Genomic DNA, 15,488 nt, shown 5'->3' with positions numbered 1-15,488 from the left:
GTCGAGGGTCAGTCGGCTTCGGGGAAGCCGATGGAGAAGGCCGCTTCGAGGTCGTGCTTGGAGTAGGCGCGGAAAGCGATGTGCGTCTCGGTCTGCAGGACCCCCGCGACCTTGTTGATCCGCCCGGGAACGACCTCCGCGATCTCCTCGTAGGCGGAGACCCTGACCATGGCGAGCAGGTCGTACTCGCCGGTGATCGAGTAGACCTCGCTGACCCCTTGGATCTCGGCGATCGTCTGGGCGACCTCCGGGATGCGGTCTACCTCTGCCTTGATGTGGACAATAGCCGTGACCATGCACCAACTCTATCGTTTCACCTCAAAGGCCGCCCCTCCTGAGGACGCAGACGATCAGGACGCTGGTACGCGAGATCGATGCGCGCCTTGTGCCGGGCGGCTCCCTGGGCGGGCAGGCTCCACTCGCCGTCGACCTCCACCAGCCGCACCCCCGGAGACTCCAGCCAGCGCAGGATGCACTCGGTCTCCTCGGCGCTGGCGGCGTGGACGGGCCCGGGGCCGGGGATGACGGACTCGGCGCCGGACGTCAGCGAGGCGACGAAAGGGGCCGGGTGGGCGCCCTTCGGCATGACGCCCGCCGCCGCCAGCCGGCCGTAGCGGATCACGTGGATGTCCCAGCCGCCGCCGAAGGCGGGACTGGCGGCCACTAACTGGGGGATGCGAGTGATGGCGCTCAGGCGCTGCATGCGGGCCGCCGCGCGGACGAACGCGGCCAGCCGGTCGCGGTCGATCGAGGCCTCCTCGTAGCGCTGCTCCACCGACAGGCGCTCCATGCGGGCCGACACGGCGGAGAAGACGAGCGAGGCGTCGAGCGTCATGGCGCGGCGGGCGCTCTCGGCGTGCACCGCGTATTCCTCCTGGCTGGTCCCTCCCTCGCAGGGGGCGCCGCAGCGGCCCATCTCGTGCAGCACGCAGGCCGTCCGGCGGGTGCGCAGCGTGATCGGCTGCGTGCACTGGCGCAGCGGAACCGCCTCGTGCAGGGCGATGCGGGCGTCGTCGGCCAGGCGTGAGCTGCCGAACGGGCCGAGATAGGTGGCGCCGTCGTCCTTGAGCTCGCGCACGATCGACAGGCGGGGGAACAGGTCGGTGGTGAGCTTGAGCCAGACCACCTTCTCGGGGAAGCGGGAACGGCGGTTGTAGCGCGGTTTGGCGCCGCCGATCAGACGCAGCTCCCTGACCTCCGCCTCCAGGGCGGTCGCGCAGACGATGTGGCGCACCCGCTCGGCGATGCCGATCATCTCGCGGATGCGCGGGCGGGTCTCGCTCGCCGTGAAGTAGGAGCGCACGCGGTTGCGCAGGTTGGTGCTCTTGCCGATGTAGAGCACCTCGCCGCGCTCGTCCTCGAACAGGTAGACGCCGGGGGCGTGCGGCACGGACTCGGCCAGGTGGCGCTTGCGCTGCTGCTCCGGGGTGGGGGCGCGGACGAACGACTTGAGCTCCTCCAGCGTGTGGACGTGGAACGACCCGGCCCGCTCGATCAGCCCGTGCAGCACGTCGACGGTGGCCCTCGCGTCCTGGAGGGCGCGGTGGCACGGCTCGGTGGAACTGCGGAAGAACCTGGCCAGCGTGGCCAGCTTGGCGTTGGGCGTCTCGTCGCGGGTCAGCACGCGCCGGGCCAGGTCGACGGTGTCGACGACCGGGTTGACCGGCGGGGGATAGCCGAGCGAGGCGCAGGCGGCCTTGATGAAGCGGGTGTCGAACCCGGCGTTGTGGGCGACCAGCGTGGCGCCGCGGATGAACTCGAGAAAGCTCGGCAGCACCGTGTCGATCCGCGGCGCGGCCACGACCATGGCGTCGGTGATGCCGGTCAGCACGGAGATGAACGGGGGGATGGGGCCGCCGGGGTCGACCAGCGTGGAGAACTCGCCGAGCACCTCGCCCGCCCGCACCTTTACCGCGCCGATCTCGGTGATGGCGTCTTCGGCGGGGGCACCTCCCGTCGTCTCGAGGTCGAACACGACGAACGTGACGTCACTCAGCGGGGTGCCGAGCTCGTCGAGAGTGCCTTGAACCGGGTCCACGAACCAAGACCATAGAGAGGCCGACCGACAGGAACCACGACCGGCACTCCGATCACCGTGACAGTGCCGGGCGAGGGTCCCTGTTGTCACCGGGAGGCCAGGCCCCGTACCGCGAATCGGTTCAGTAGAAGCCCGATAAGTAGTTACCCTTCCCTTTATGTCCGCGGGAAGACTTGCCGGCCGCTACTCCCTGCTGCGCCCGCTGGGCGCGGGCGGCATGGGGACAGTGTGGCAGGCCAGGGACGAGATGCTTGACCGTGAGGTCGCGGTCAAGGAGCTCACGCTGCCCGAGGGCATGTCGCCCAAGGAACGCTCCGACTCGATCACGAGGGCCGTGCGCGAGGCGCAGGCCACCGCGAGACTGCGCCACCCCGGCATCGTGGCCCTGCACGACGTGGTCGTCGAGAACGACCGGCCGTGGCTGGTCATGGAACTGCTCCGCGGGCGCACACTCGCCGAGACCGTGCGCGAGTTCGGGCCCATGCCTCCCGACTACGCCGCGCGGATCGGCGCCGACGTGCTGGAGGCGCTCCGCGTGGCGCACGCTCAGGGGGTGCAGCACCGCGACGTCAAGCCGGGCAACGTGTTCCTGACCGGCAGCGGCAGGGTCGTGCTGACCGACTTCGGCATTGCCAGGCAGGAGGGCCAGGCCACGCTCACGGAGCAGGGCCTCATGATCGGCTCGCCCGGGTTCATCGCCCCGGAGCGGCTCGAAGGCCAACCCGGGGGCCCCGCGAGCGATCTGTGGTCGCTCGGCGCCACCCTGTACGTCGCGGTGACCGGCGGCCCCGCCTACTCCGGTTCGGCGGCTCAGCGGGTGCGGGCCACACTCCTGGAACCGGTCCCGGTCGCGCCGGGCCCGCTGGGCCCGCTGCTGGCCGCCCTGATGGCGCACCACCCCTCGGCGCGGCCCGACGCCCGCACGGCCGTGGACGCGCTGCGCCAGGTCGCCTCAGGCGCGGAAGCGCCGCACCTGCCGGTCACCCAGACCGTGACCGCGCCGACCAAGGCGAAGCGGCGCGGCGGCGCGGCCCGATGGATCGCCGTCGCCGTCGCGGCGGTGCTCGTGGCAGCCGCGGGCACCACGGCCTTCTTGTTCCTGCGGGGGGAGGACGACGGCGTGCCGTCGGCGTTCACGGTGCCCATGGACGTGTGCACCCTGCTCAGCTCACAGGAGGTCGGCGGCGTGCTGCGTACGCAGAATCCGCCCGGAGGGCGTCCCGACGGCGACGATGTGGGCCCGAAGTGCAGCTGGCCGCTGTCGGGCAGCGGCGTCGGCCTGCAGGTACAGAAGGACTCCGACACCGTCGACCCCTGGTCGATGTCCGGCGACGCCGCCCGCAGGCTGTTCCAGAACCAGAAACGCTACTGGACCCGGTACAACGAGATCTCCTGGACGTGGCCCGAGATCGGCGTGAAGAACAACAGGAAGGCCACGCGCACGCCGCTGCGCCCGATCGGCGGCGTGGGAGAGGAGGCCTTCGCCTTCGAGCTGAAGGGCCCCACCGGCCGGGTGCACACGGCCCACGTCTTCTACCGGCTGGCGAACCTGGTGGTGAGCGTCGAATACTCCACGCTCGCCGACAAGCCGACCGACGACGACGTCAAGCAGGCGGCGCTGAGAGTGGCGCGGGCGAGCGAACGGGCGTTGCGCGATGCCGGGTGACCTCTACCTGCTGGCGGGCCGCTACCGGCTGATCGAGCGGCTGGGACAGGGCGGCGCGGGCACGGTGTGGCGCGCGATCGACGAGGTGCTCGACCGGCAGGTCGCGGTCAAGCAGGTACGCGTGCCCGACCGGCTGACCCCGGACCAGCGGGCGGACTTCGCCAACCTGGCCATCCACGAGGCCAGGTCCGCGGGACGCCTGCGTGACCCGGCGATCGTGCTCGTGCACGACGTCGTCCTTGAGGGCGACCAGCCGTGGATCATCATGGACCTGGTCACCGGCCGCTCGCTCGACAAAGTGATCAAGCATCAGGGGCCGCTGCCCGCCGCGTACGTCGCCGGGATCGGGCTGCGCGTGCTGTCCGCGCTGGAGGTCGCCCACGCGCACGGGATGGTGCACCAGGACGTCAAGCCGGCCAACATCCTGCTCGACGCCGACGGCTCGGCCATGTTGACCGACTTCGGCATCGCCGCGCCGATGGGCGGGCACGCGGACAGGTTCGGCAGCGCGGGCTCGCCCGGCTACATGGCGCCGGAGCGGCTCAACGAGCAACCTTCCGGGCCGGCCTCCGACCTGTGGTCGCTCGGCGCCAGCCTCTACACGGCGGTCGAGGGCAGGGCGCCGTTCGAGCGGCAGCTGCCCGCCGCGGTCGCGGCGGCGGTGCTGCTGCACGAGCCGCCGTTCCCCGCCAGGGCCGGGCGGGAGCTCGGCGGCCTGCTGATGGCCATGCTCGCGAAGGACCCGGCGGCGAGGCCCACGGCGGCCCAGGTGCGCCACGTGCTGCACGGCGTGACCGGCGCCACCACGGGCGCCCATGGGAGGCCGGCGGGCGGACGGTCCCGCCGCTGGCTGCTGCCCGCGGCGGTCGCGGCGGTCGTGCTCCTGGGAGCGGGCGGCTGGTACGCCGCCGGCGCGCTCGGCCCGGAGACCGGCAGGTTCGCCACGGCTCCCGACCCGTGCACGCTGCTCACCGGCGCCCAGGCCGGCGAGCTGACCAAGAGCCGGCCCGAACGTATGCGCACCAGGCCGGACGAGTGCCAGTGGCTCGTCCGCGACGGCTCCAAGCCGGGCCGCCGGCTCATCGTGCGCGCGTGGGCGGAGAAGCCGGGCGCCGATCTCGGCGGGCCGCAGGTCGCGCAGCGCCGCTTCGACAGCGAGAAGACCACCCGCGCCGCGGCCAAGGGCAGGCACCTGCGCATGATCCGCGGCGGGGTGACGGAGGTCAAGGGCGTCGGGGAGGCGGCCATCCTGCAGAACACGTTCAAGCTCCACCTGAACAGCAACGAGAGTGGCGCGACCGACAGCGTCATCCTCTTCCGCACGAGCAACCTGCTGGGCGAGGTGGTCTGGCATCGTGATGACGTGCCGTCCTCCGACCCCGAGGACAAGGAGACGGCCATCGCCGCGGCCCGCCTGGTCTCGGCGTCGCTGGCGAAGTGAACGCCCGCAAGCCTCCGGCAAGGGGCGTGGCCAGCATGTATCCCCGCACGTCAAGGCAACCCCAGGAGTCTTTGTGAACCCCGGTAGCGAGCACCAGCCGCCTACCACCCCCTACCAGGTGCCGGGCATGCGGTTCGAGCCGCCGAACATGCCTCCCAACCTGCCCCCCAACATGCCGCCCAACATGCCGCCGCAGCGCCCGCGCCGACCGGCCTGGCTGCTGCCCACGCTGGCCGCCGCGCTCGTCGTGCTCGTCGCGGCGGGCGGCGTCGGGGCGTACCTGCTCTACGGCAAGGTCGCGGGGACCTCCACGCCGCTGTTCGCCCAGCCGGGAGAGACCACCAGCGGGACGACGGCGCAACCGACGGCGGCCACGGCCGCCGCAGCGACGGGGCCGGACGTCTGCGCCATGCTGCCCAAGGAGGAGGCCGACCGGCTCGTCCCCGACGCGACCGTCGCCAAGAGATCCAAGGACGGGGACTACACGGTCAACTTCACCTGCAACTGGCAGAACCAGCGCATCTCGTACGGCGAGTACTGGCGCAGCAGGGAGATCGACGTCCGCATCGAACAGCACAAGGGCGACGGCGCCAAGACCGGCCGGGCGATGGCCCAGAACTCCTACGAGGTCGAATACCGCGGCGGCAAGTACGGCGAGACCGCCACCCCGTCGCTCGAGCCGGGTGAGAAGAACTACACCTCCCCGGTGAAGGACATCGAGGGCGTCGGCGACGGCGCGTTCGCCCAGTACACCTGGCGCCGCGACGGCGAAATGCTGTGGTACTCCTTCGGTGAGGCGCACGCCCGCGTCGGCGACATGACGATCGAGGTCAAATACCAGGCGAGCCAGCAGCGTAAGGACGCCCAGATCCTGTCCAACGAGTCCACCCAGTCGATCACGGAGGCCAACGCGATCCGCGAGGTCTCCAAGCTGGCCGGTCACTTCGCCAAGGGCGTGGCGGCCTGGCAGGCGCAACATCCCGACGTGCTGGCCCAGCCGGAGCCGTCGGAGGCCACGCTCACCCCGAGCGCCCGGCCGACGCCCTCGCCGAGCGTGCTGGCCGTCTTCCCCGCCGACTGCTCCGCCGTGAAGGACGTGGCCACGAAGCTCGTGCCCGAGCCCACCACCCGCGCCCGCGGCACCACGGTCGGTGGCGACAACCAGACCGAGTGCCGCTGGCTCAACCTGGACCTGCCCGGCGGCGAGGGCACCAAGAAGATCCGCAGCGCGCTGATCACGGTGCACCGCTTCACCAACCGGACGGGCGCGGTGGACGCGCCCGCCGCCAAGGCCTACTACGTCAGCGAGTACGGCGGCGACAAGAGCACCGCCGACTCGTCGCTCGGCACCGTCACCTGGGGCAAGCTGATCGACGTGGACGGGCTCGGCGAGGAGGCCTACCAGCAGTACGTGAAGACCCGGCAGGGTGAGGTCTCGGCCTCCAGCGGCACCGTGACGATCCGCAAGGGCGCCCTGGTCGTCAGGGTCGACTACTCGGGTCACCAGCGGCCGGAGGGTGAGGCGACGAACTCGCCCAAGGTCGAGCTCATGCCGGAGGAAGAGGCCATGAGCGGAGCGCTCACCCTGGCCAAGGCCTACATGGCGACGCTGGCCAAGCAGCCCAAGGGCAGCTGACCGCGGGCCTGCCCCGCCCCTCTCGTGGGTCGGTGCCGGGGCTCCTGACCGGTGTTCCGCGCAGGCGGTTAAAGCGCCTGCAACCCGGCTGCAAGTGGGACAAATACCGTTATGACTGCAAGCACTTGAGCCGCGCGATCATGTTTGTCCAGTACAGGGGCATGGGCAAGCCATGGGGGATCTCGCGGCTCATTGCTTTGCCACCGTCGTCCCCCTGACGAGGAACGGTTCGAGCAGGCCGGGCACGGTGCGGGAGGCCAGTTCCAGTCCGGTGTCGCGGCCGACGTCCACCACCTCGTAGTGCCCGTGGCCCGCGGAGGTGGTGGCGGAGATCGTCAGCAGTCCCGAGCGCCGCTGGAAGTACGACTCCGTGATCGTCCATCCCGAGACGCCCCTGCGGTCCAGCGCCACCGTACGCCGTACCACCGCGCCCTTCCTGCTGACCAGGTGCCGTCCGCCCAGCGCGTGCCCGAGGTTCCTCGCGCCCTCGACGGCGGCCCAGGTACCGGCCGCCAGCACGACGAGGGGGACCGGCCACACCCAGGCGCGCACCCACGGCCAGGGCGTGAGCGCCGCCGCGGCGGCCACCGCCGCGGTCGTCAGCGCGGTGGCGACCAGGGCCCGCACGAGGCGCCGCCGCCTGGCCATCCGAGGATGCGGGACGAACGCGGGCACGCCGGCGCCCGTCCCCCGAAAGTCAGCCCGAAAGTCAGCCCGAAAGTCAGCCGGAGTGTCGGCGGGGATGTCGGCTGGGCGGTCGGCTGGACTGCCCGCCGGGTTGTCCATCGGGTTGTCCATCGGGCTGCCCGCATGGCTGTCGCCGCCGGCCGCGGCGACCTCGGCGGCGAGCCGCCAGGCCAGGTCGCGGGGGAGGGGCGGGGCGAGCGCGGCGGCGTCCTCGGTCTCGTTCCCGGCCTTCTCGCCCAGCCCGGTGGCGACGGTCTTGACGCGGGCGCCGCCGCCCAGCCGCAGCAGCAGCGGCTCGCTGATCTCCACGCCGCGCAGCCTGCGTACCTCCAGGGTGAGCGACCGGGTGGTCAGCAGCCCCCGGCGCAGCCGCAGCCGGCCGGGCTCCTGCTCCAGGCGGTAGCGGCCCCACGACTCGGCGAACAGCAGCACCGATCCGAGCACGCCGACGGCCAGGTTGACCGCGAGCAGCAACGGGACCGCCGTCAGCGGCCGCGTCACGATCCAGTCCCGCAGCGCGCTCGCCACTTCGCTCGTGACCGGCTTGAGCCCGGTCGCGTTGAGCGGCTTGTAGAGCGCGCCCAGGACCAGCGCGGTCCCGGTGACCGTCCACACCGTCAACGGCGCGTACCTGATCCACGACCAGCGCAGCTCGGCCAGCGGCCCGTCCCGCGCCTCCCGCTCGTCGTGCTGGTGCAGCAGGGTACGGCGGAGCGTCTCGGCGTCGTTCCTGGTCAGCGGGTCGAGCGTGAGCTCGGAGTGCTCGCCCGAGTTTTCACCGGTGCCCACCTTGGCCACGGTCAGGCCGAAGATCCGCAGGATCGGGGCGGCCTTGAGGTCCACGCTGCGCACCCGGTCGCGCGGGACCGAGTGGTGCCGGCGCGTGATGATGCCCGAACGCAGTTCGAGGCGCTCGGGGGTGAGCCGCCAGCGGGACGTACGCAGCCTGGCCAGGTCGTAGGCCACCACGGCGGCCACGATCAGCACGGCGGCGCCCGCGCAGGCCGCGACGACGCCGCCGGTCTGCCAGTCCTGGCCCAGCAGGAAGCGGGTGAGCCCGGCCACCGCGCCGGCCACGAGCGCCAGCGACTTGACGGCCGAGACCCACAGGCTCCGTCCGGCCAGCCGCCGCCAGCCCTCCTGCCGCTGCGCGGCGGGTTCGCGCGCGTCGGGATCGTCGCCCGCGTGGTCTGCCGCTTCGGGCGCCTGCGGTCGCAGGCCCGGCGCGTTCACGTGGCGTCCCCGGGCGTGGCCTGGGTGATGGCGGTGAGGCGTTCGGCCAGCTCGGCGGCCATCTCGTGGTCCAGCCCCTCGATCTTGACCGCGCCCGCCGACGAGGCGGTGGTCACCGTGACGTCGGCCAGTCCGAACAGTCGCTGCACCGGCCCCCGCGCGGTGTCGACCCGCTGGATCCGCGACATCGGCGCCACCCGCCAGGTGTGCGTCAGCCATCCCTTGCGGGTGTAGACGGCCTCGCCGGTGACCTCCCACCGCTCCACCCGGTAGTACGCCCGCGGCGCGACCAGCGCCAGCACCAGGCACGCCACCACGAACACGGCCACCGCCGCGCCCAGCCGGAGCGGCCGCTCGGTGAGGAACCAGTACGCCGCCACGGCCGCGACGGCGAGCGGCGCCATGAGAAGCAGCCACTGCACCGTCCACCACGGGACCACCCGCGGGTCGGCCCGGTTGCGCGGCGGCCTGAGCATGGTCGTGCTCACCTGTCTCCCTCCGTTCTCTTCGTCACGTCGGCCGCGGCCAGCAGCACGAGGCCGAGCACCCCGATCACGATGGCTGCGAACACCTCATATCCCTCCAGAAATGGCAGGTTGACCACGAGCAGGTCGTGCGCCCACCGCCACCATCCGAACAGGGCGTTGATCAGGCCGCCCACGCCCTGCAGGAGCAGCAGCCAGCCCGATATCGTCAGAAGCGCGTGCATGGATCCAGGCTCGCGGCGCGGCCTGCCACCCGCGTCGGCCGGAGGTCTCGGCCCGCATCTACTTTGGTCGCTGTCGTCTCACCCCTGGCAGGGCCTAACCTCGATGGACGTGACGGCACACCAGGACGACGGCGTCCACGCCCACGAATATCGATGGGCCCTGCCGTCGGTGCTGCTCGGCGACGCCCGCGAGGGCGGGCGCGTGCGCCGCTCGACCCGCGACTGGATCGTCGACACCCTCATGTTCCTGCTGGCCTGCGGCCTGACGGTGCTGTCCCTGCCGGAGATCCAGAACGCGCCCGCGCCGCTGCAGACGGCCGAGCAGATCCTGGGAGCGTTGTCGTGCGCGGCGGTGTGGCTGCGGCGCAGGTGGCCGGTCGGCCTGGCCGTGGTGACGATGCTGTTCTCGTCCTACCTGGAACTGCCCGGAGGCGCCTCCGTCGTGGCGCTGTTCACGGTGGCGGTGCACCGGCCGTTCAAGATTTCCGGGCCGGTCGCGCTGTTCTCCCTCGTCACGCTGGCGCCCTACGTCTTGCTGCGGCCGCGGACCGAGCTCGACCGGGGCTGGACCGCGGCGCTGGGCGTGGCGTTGGTCCTGACCGTGCTCGCGTGGGGGATCGTGGTCAGGGCCAGGCGGCAGGTCATCTGGTCGCTCAGGCAGCAGGCCGAGGTGGCCGCGGACGAGGCCAGGCGGAGCGAGCGCGAGCGCATCGCCAGGGAGATGCACGACGTGCTCGCCCACCGCGTCTCGATGCTCAGCCTGCACGCAGGCGCGCTGGAGTTCCGCCCGGACGCGCCCACCGAGGAGATCGCCAGGGCGGCGAGCGCCATCAGGAACAACGCCCACCTGGCGCTGCAGGACCTGCGGGAGGTGATCGGCGTGCTGCGCGCCGTCAGGCCGGGCGACCAGGACGAAGGGGAGGAGCCGGTGCCGGAGCGCCCGCAGCCCACGCTCGCCGACCTGCCCAAGCTGGCCGGGGAATGCCGGCTGGCGGGCATGGACGTGCGGCTGACCCTCGGGGTGGAGGACGCGCCCGAGGGGCTGGGCCGTAACCTCTACCGCATCGTCCAGGAGGCGCTCACCAACGCTCGCAAACACGCGGGAGGCGCGCCGGTGGCCGTCACGGTGGCGGGAAGGCGGGGCAAGGGGGTGTCGGTGGAGGTGCGCAACCCGCTGCGAGCCCGTCACGGCCTGCGCATCCCCGGCGCGGGCGCGGGGCTCATCGGGCTGACGGAACGCGCCGAGCTGGCGGGCGGCAGGCTGGAGCACGGCCCGACGCCGGAGGGCGAGTTCCTGGTACGCGCCTGGCTACCGTGGCCGGCGAAGACGACTCGGGAGGACGCATGACCACTCCGGCCGGCGGGCCGATCAGGCTGCTGATCGTCGACGACGACGCGATGGTGCGGGCCGGGCTGTCGATGATCCTCGGCGGCGCGGGCGACATCGAGATCGTCGGCGAGGCGGGCGACGGCTCCGAGGTGCCGCCCATGGTGGCCGAGCACCGCCCCGACGTGGTGCTGATGGACATCCGCATGCCGGGCGTCGACGGGCTCACCGCCACCGAGGCGCTGCGCCGCACCTCCTCGCCGCCCGAGGTGGTGGTGCTGACCACGTTCCACGCCGACGCCCAGGTGTTGCGCGCGCTGCGGGCGGGGGCGGCCGGGTTCCTGCTGAAGGACATCGCGCCCGCTGACCTGGTGCGTGCGATCAGGAAGGTGGCCGCGGGCGAGCCGATCCTGTCGCCGGCGGTCACGCGGCAGCTCATCACGCACGTGTCCGACGGCGGCGCGGAGCAGCGTACACAGCGCGCGAAGAAGCTGCTCGACCGGCTCAGCGAGCGGGAGCGGGAGGTGGCGACGGCCGTCGGCCAGGGCAAGTCGAACGCCGACATCGCGGGTGAGCTGTTCATGAGCGTGCCCACGGTCAAGGCGCACGTGTCGCGCATCCTGACCAAGCTCGACCTCAACAACCGGGTGCAGGTCGCGCTGCTGGTCTACGACGCGGGTTCGTAGCGGGGGCACCATGCGGGCGGCACGATCGCGGCGTTCTCTCGCCGGCCGGCCGCTGGAATTCCAGCTTTTCGCGCCGGGGTCCCGGCGACCCGGCCGACCGGCGCCCTGGTGGGCGCCCGCGCCGACGCGGCCCGCCGGCCGTGGCCAAGCGCTTGTCCACAGTGGAGTGGCCGTTACGGTCAGGTACGCGGCAGCCGTACCCTTGTCTGAAAGGGCATGTCACGAAGGGACAAGTGGGATGAGTTCAGCGGGTGAAGGCCTGTCTCGCCCGCTTCCCGAGCAGGTGCGGCTGAATGTCGTCGACTTGGCGTCTCAAGTTCTCGGCACGATGCCCGCTGCCGCCATTCCGCCGCCGCTGCGGGGCATCGCCAAATTCGACCCCCGCAAGCGGGCCAAGCTGGCCGGCGCCCCCATCGCGGCGCAGTTGGAGAACGACAAGAAGTTCCGCGAGCTGGTCGCGGAGTCCGTGACCGCGGGCTGGCCCGAGCTGGTCGCCTCGCTCGCCGAGGGCAACGTGCCGCCCGCCGCAGATCCCGTGCTCGTGGCCGCGGCCGCCTATCTCACGCGCCCGCCGGGCTGGGCGGAGATGATCGAGACCGCCCGCGCCGACCTGGAGCAGTCGCTGGCGGCCGCCGAGGATTCCGAGCGCGAGGAGGTCGTCGCCCGGCTGCGCGAGCAGCTCGCCGCGCAGAAAAGCGCGGCCAAGGAGGACACTGACCGCCTGCGCGAGCAGGTCAAGGCGGCCCGCGCGGAGAACTCCGATCTGCGCCGCAGGCTTCACGACGCCCGCGAGCGGGCCAAGGCCGCGATGCGGCGGGCCGAGGAGATGGAGCGGGCCGCCGAGGAGGCGCGCACGGCCGCCTCGGTCGCGGGCAGCGCCGGCGAGTCCGAGCTGCGGCGGCTGCGCGAGCGGCTGTCGGACGTGGAGAAGCAGCTCGAAGCCTCGCGCCGGGCCGCGCGCGAGGGCAGGAGCATCGAGGACGCCCGCATAAGGGTGCTGCTCGACGCGCTGCAGGACGCCTCCGCCGGGCTGCGCAGGGAGCTGGCCCTGCCCACCACGATCAGCCGGCCGGCCGACTCGGTCGCCGCGGTCACCGGCGAGCGGCCGGGTGTGCGCGTGCCCGCGCGTGCGCTCGCCGACGACGACCCGCAGCTCCTCGACCAGCTGCTCGCGCTGCCGCAGGTCCATCTGATCATCGACGGCTACAACGTCACCAAGACCGGCTACGGCACGCTCACCCTCGCCGACCAGCGCAACCGGCTGATGACCGGGCTGGGCGGGCTGGTGGCGCAGACCAGGGTCGAGGTGACCGCGGTCTTCGACGGGGCCGAGCTCAACGCCCCTGTGCAGGTCGTGGCGCCGCGGGGGGTGCGGGTGCTGTTCAGCGCGCCGGGGGAGATCGCCGACGACCTGATCCGCCAGCTCGTACGCGCCGAGCCGCCCGGCCGCGCCATCGCCGTGGTGTCGTCGGACCGGGAGGTGGCCGAGTCCGTCAGGCGGATGGGAGCCAGACCCGTTCCTTCTGGCTTGCTGCTGCGCCGCCTGGGCCGGGCTTAAGTTACAAATTGGTCTGTTCGGGTGAGACCCCACCCGCCACTTCTGTACTATTTCGCCCCAGTAAAGATCCCTGGGAGGCGACGCAGTGAGGTTTGGCCGGGTGCCGGTGGCCGTGGGTCTCGCGTTCGGGCTGGTGGTGTCCCCCATGGGGGTTGCGCTCGCTGATCCGAAGCCCACCATCGGGCAGGCCAAGGCCAAGCTCGACAAGCTCAACGACAAGGCCGACAAGGTCGTCGACCGTTACAACGCGGCGACCGAGCGCCACAAGAAGGCCAAGGGCTCCTACACCAAGCTGAACAAGAGCTACAAGCGCAAGCTCCGTACGGTCGCGAACCTGCGCGTCGAGATCGCCGACATGGCCGCAAGCGTCTACCGGGTCGGCGAGTACGCCACCTCCCTTCCTGGGCTGGTCGGCTCCGAGAATCCGCAGGGACGGCTGGCCGGGATGGCGCTGGCCGGGCAGATGGCCAAGGAGCGCTCGCAGAAGCTGGCCGCGTTCGACCGGGAGAACCGCGGGCTGAAGAAGGAACGCGACAAGGCGCAGGACGCGCTGCGGTCCGCCGACGAGGTGCGCGACCAGGTCGAGAAGGAGCGCAAGGAGATCCTCGGCCTCATCGCCAAGCAGAAGAAGCTGCTGAAGAAGCTGGGCGCCTACAGGACCGGTGACCCGAACAGCACCGGCATCGAGTACACCGGGTCCGCCTCCGGGAACGCCGCGGCGGTGCTGCGGTTCGCGTTCGCGCAGGTCGGCAAGCCGTACGTGTTCGGCGGGACCGGGCCGGGCGGCTACGACTGCTCGGGGCTGACCCAGGCGGCCTGGCGGGCGGCCGGCGTGTCGCTGCCGAGGACGACGTGGTCACAGTGGTCGTGGGGCGCGAGCCGCAGGGTGTCGCTGAACGCGCTGCAGCCCGGGGACCTCGTCTTCAGCGAGGGCCTGGGACACGTCAGCATTTATGCGGGCAACGGAAAGATCGTCCATGCGCCGCAGACGGGCGACGTGGTCAAGGTGGTCACCCTCTCCTCCTACGGCAGGGGCCTCGTGGGCGCCGTCCGCCCGTAGATCCGCCCGTCACTCACCCACCTACGACGCATCATCGTTGCCCCCGCCGGGCCCCCGCCGGGGCGGCGCCGGGGCGGCGCCGGGCCCCCGCCGGGGCGGCGCCGGGGCGGCGCCCGCCCGTCCCGCAGTCGTGTTCCGCCACGTTCCGCCACTCTGTGATCACCGCGGGTCTCGCGCGGCAGGGCGAAATATGTGACAAAGGCGACATATGACTCCTGACAGATGGGCGTGGACAGAAGTGTGAGTAGGGTCACTTTTTGGTAACGGCGCATCTGTTTCAGCAGGGGTTCGGGATTTTACAGACATCTTTTTGGATCTTTACCGGCTGACTGTGCTTTTGCCGATCCTTGACCGTTCCGCGTAGTTTCTGGCGTCGTCGCGGTGCACAAGCCATGACGCCGCGACCCCGCATCGGTCCCTCCCGATGTGAAGACAGATAAAGATCCGCTGGTCATCGCCGCGACATCCCCATGGCACAACTGCTGAATCGGGGCGATGGCCTGCCGAATCCGTGCAGCCAGGAGGCACGGAACCGGGGACCCAGCGATCCCAGTTCCCCAGGGATCAGGGGTGAATCGGCGCGCCAACCGCGCCGTAGGGCGACTTCCAGGCCCGAATCCGACAGCTAACCCGGTAGGCGTTCGTGGAAGAGCCAAGGAGAAATCCTGTCTACCTCCCTGCACAACCCCCGTCTGTCCCGCCTTGCCCTGCGTGGCGCAGCGCTCACGATGACCGTGACGGCCGGAGGTCTGGTCCTCCATGCCCCGACGGCCCCGGCGGCCCAGGCGGCGACGACGAGCGACACGGCCGGTGTCTCCTCGGTGAGGGCGGTCACGGCCGCCGGCACCGCGAAGTCGGCCAAGGCCGCCCGGAAGCGAGCAGCCAAGATCGCTCGGCAGAAGGTGAAGGCCGGCAAGGCCCTCACCGTGGCCAAGAACCAGATCGGTGACCCGTACCGTTACGGCGCCACAGGGCCTGGTTCGTTTGACTGCTCCGGCCTCGTCCAGTTCGCCTGGAACAAGGCCGGGGTGAAGCTCCCGCGCGTGGCGAGCAGCCAGTTCGCCCGCATCAGGAACAAGGTCTCCTGGAAGAACCTCAAGCCAGGCGACCTCATGTTCTTCAACGGGCTCGGCCACGTGGGCATGTACGTCGGCAAGGGCAAAATGATCCATTCGCCGCGGACAGGCGAACGGGTGCGCATCGACAAGCTGGGCGGATGGCGCAAGTCGTCGTTCGTCGGCGCGGTCCGTCCCGGCCTGTGACGAAGCCCGCCCGGGGCCTGGGTGACCTCCCAGGACCCCGGGCGGGCTCCCGTCTCCCCGTCCGTTCTCAGCGCCGCCGTACGCGCCGGCCCCCACTACGATCGGCAGCGTGTCCCAGCAGGTGAGCCGACGAGCCGCGCTGACCGCGTTCCTTTTCCTCGGCCTGGCCGCCGACGCCCCCGCTC

Annotated in this window: 13 protein-coding genes and 1 riboswitch; of the genes, 8 read left to right on the top strand and 5 right to left on the bottom strand. The window is 71.6% G+C overall.

Translation table 11 applies throughout. The features are described 5' to 3' along the window. Positions 1–8 precede the first annotated feature (8 nt). Together E1267_RS36910 and E1267_RS36905 are read right to left on the bottom strand one after the other, a co-directional pair. Positions 9–296 (bottom strand): Lrp/AsnC family transcriptional regulator, encoded by a 288-nt coding sequence (locus tag E1267_RS36910; protein ID WP_132339800.1) that lies wholly within the window; start codon positions 294–296, stop codon positions 9–11. 17 nt (positions 297–313) lie between these two features. Then, positions 314–2,038, bottom strand: a complete 1,725-nt coding sequence (locus E1267_RS36905) for a DEDD exonuclease domain-containing protein (RefSeq protein ID WP_132339798.1) — start codon at positions 2,036–2,038, stop codon at positions 314–316. A 157-nt stretch (positions 2,039–2,195) separates the two neighbouring features. Here E1267_RS36905 and E1267_RS36900 point away from each other — a divergent pair, with 157 nt between their 5' ends. From E1267_RS36900 to E1267_RS36890, 3 genes are all read left to right on the top strand, one after another. Next, the gene (locus E1267_RS36900) at positions 2,196–3,704 is read left to right on the top strand and encodes a serine/threonine-protein kinase (protein WP_132339796.1); all 1,509 of its coding nucleotides are present in this window, start codon (positions 2,196–2,198) and stop codon (positions 3,702–3,704) included. Further along, positions 3,694–5,145, top strand: coding sequence for a serine/threonine-protein kinase (locus E1267_RS36895; RefSeq protein ID WP_132339794.1), 1,452 nt, complete (start codon positions 3,694–3,696; stop codon positions 5,143–5,145). The genes E1267_RS36900 and E1267_RS36895 overlap by 11 nt, the downstream gene beginning before the upstream one ends. Before the next feature lie 73 nt (positions 5,146–5,218). Then, positions 5,219–6,781, top strand: a complete 1,563-nt coding sequence (locus E1267_RS36890; protein ID WP_132339792.1) for a hypothetical protein — start codon at positions 5,219–5,221, stop codon at positions 6,779–6,781. 189 nt (positions 6,782–6,970) lie between these two features. Here E1267_RS36890 and E1267_RS36885 read toward each other — a convergent pair whose 3' ends face one another. The 3 genes from E1267_RS36885 to E1267_RS36875 are packed head-to-tail and all read right to left on the bottom strand — an operon-like array spanning position 6,971 to position 9,410. Continuing rightward, positions 6,971–8,701: a PH domain-containing protein gene (locus E1267_RS36885; protein ID WP_132339790.1), complete on the bottom strand. Its 1,731-nt coding sequence runs from the start codon at positions 8,699–8,701 to the stop codon at positions 6,971–6,973. Next, the gene (locus E1267_RS36880; RefSeq protein ID WP_132339804.1) at positions 8,698–9,177 is read right to left on the bottom strand and encodes a PH domain-containing protein; all 480 of its coding nucleotides are present in this window, start codon (positions 9,175–9,177) and stop codon (positions 8,698–8,700) included. Before E1267_RS36880 ends, E1267_RS36885 begins: the two co-directional genes overlap by 4 nt. An 8-nt stretch (positions 9,178–9,185) precedes the next feature. Then, a complete protein-coding gene (locus E1267_RS36875) occupies positions 9,186–9,410 on the bottom strand; it encodes a hypothetical protein (RefSeq protein WP_132339788.1) in 225 nt (74 codons plus the stop codon). Positions 9,411–9,519: 109 nt separating this feature from the next. Between E1267_RS36875 and E1267_RS36870 the strand changes: the two genes are divergently transcribed. The 5 genes from E1267_RS36870 to E1267_RS36850 all read left to right on the top strand — a co-directional run bounded on the left by E1267_RS36870 (position 9,520) and on the right by E1267_RS36850 (position 15,303). Next, a complete protein-coding gene (locus E1267_RS36870; protein ID WP_246064491.1) occupies positions 9,520–10,758 on the top strand; it encodes a sensor histidine kinase in 1,239 nt (412 codons plus the stop codon). Next, on the top strand, positions 10,755–11,423 hold the full coding sequence (locus E1267_RS36865) for a response regulator (RefSeq protein ID WP_132339784.1): 669 nt from the start codon (positions 10,755–10,757) through the stop codon (positions 11,421–11,423). The genes E1267_RS36870 and E1267_RS36865 overlap by 4 nt, the downstream gene beginning before the upstream one ends. 238 nt (positions 11,424–11,661) lie before the next feature. After that, the gene (locus tag E1267_RS36860) at positions 11,662–12,981 is read left to right on the top strand and encodes an NYN domain-containing protein (protein ID WP_132339782.1); all 1,320 of its coding nucleotides are present in this window, start codon (positions 11,662–11,664) and stop codon (positions 12,979–12,981) included. A gap of 85 nt (positions 12,982–13,066) precedes the next feature. Then, the gene (locus E1267_RS36855; protein ID WP_246064489.1) at positions 13,067–14,041 is read left to right on the top strand and encodes a C40 family peptidase; all 975 of its coding nucleotides are present in this window, start codon (positions 13,067–13,069) and stop codon (positions 14,039–14,041) included. A gap of 491 nt (positions 14,042–14,532) precedes the next feature. Next, positions 14,533–14,696, top strand: a riboswitch (cyclic di-AMP (ydaO/yuaA leader). Between the two features lie 73 nt (positions 14,697–14,769). Further along, positions 14,770–15,303 (top strand): C40 family peptidase, encoded by a 534-nt coding sequence (locus E1267_RS36850; protein ID WP_132339780.1) that lies wholly within the window; start codon positions 14,770–14,772, stop codon positions 15,301–15,303. The last annotated feature ends 185 nt before the right edge of the window (positions 15,304–15,488 follow it).

The organism is Nonomuraea longispora (assembly GCF_004348345.1).
GTDB classification, from domain to species: Bacteria; Actinomycetota; Actinomycetes; order Streptosporangiales; family Streptosporangiaceae; genus Nonomuraea; species Nonomuraea longispora.
The sequence above is the reverse complement of the archived record's forward strand: the minus strand, read 5'-3'. Positions and strand labels throughout refer to the sequence as shown.

Excerpts from the sequence above, each read along its gene's own strand:
- E1267_RS36910 (WP_132339800.1), bottom strand. The coding sequence starts at position 296 with ATGGTCACGGCTATTGTCCACATCAAGGCAGAGGTAGACCGCATCCCG.
- E1267_RS36900 (WP_132339796.1), top strand. The coding sequence starts at position 2,196 with ATGTCCGCGGGAAGACTTGCCGGCCGCTACTCCCTGCTGCGCCCGCTG.
- E1267_RS36895 (WP_132339794.1), top strand. The coding sequence starts at position 3,694 with ATGCCGGGTGACCTCTACCTGCTGGCGGGCCGCTACCGGCTGATCGAG.
- E1267_RS36880 (WP_132339804.1), bottom strand. The coding sequence starts at position 9,177 with ATGCTCAGGCCGCCGCGCAACCGGGCCGACCCGCGGGTGGTCCCGTGG.
- E1267_RS36875 (WP_132339788.1), bottom strand. The coding sequence starts at position 9,410 with ATGCACGCGCTTCTGACGATATCGGGCTGGCTGCTGCTCCTGCAGGGC.
- E1267_RS36865 (WP_132339784.1), top strand. The coding sequence starts at position 10,755 with ATGACCACTCCGGCCGGCGGGCCGATCAGGCTGCTGATCGTCGACGAC.
- E1267_RS36860 (WP_132339782.1), top strand. The coding sequence starts at position 11,662 with ATGAGTTCAGCGGGTGAAGGCCTGTCTCGCCCGCTTCCCGAGCAGGTG.
- E1267_RS36850 (WP_132339780.1), top strand. The coding sequence starts at position 14,770 with ATGACCGTGACGGCCGGAGGTCTGGTCCTCCATGCCCCGACGGCCCCG.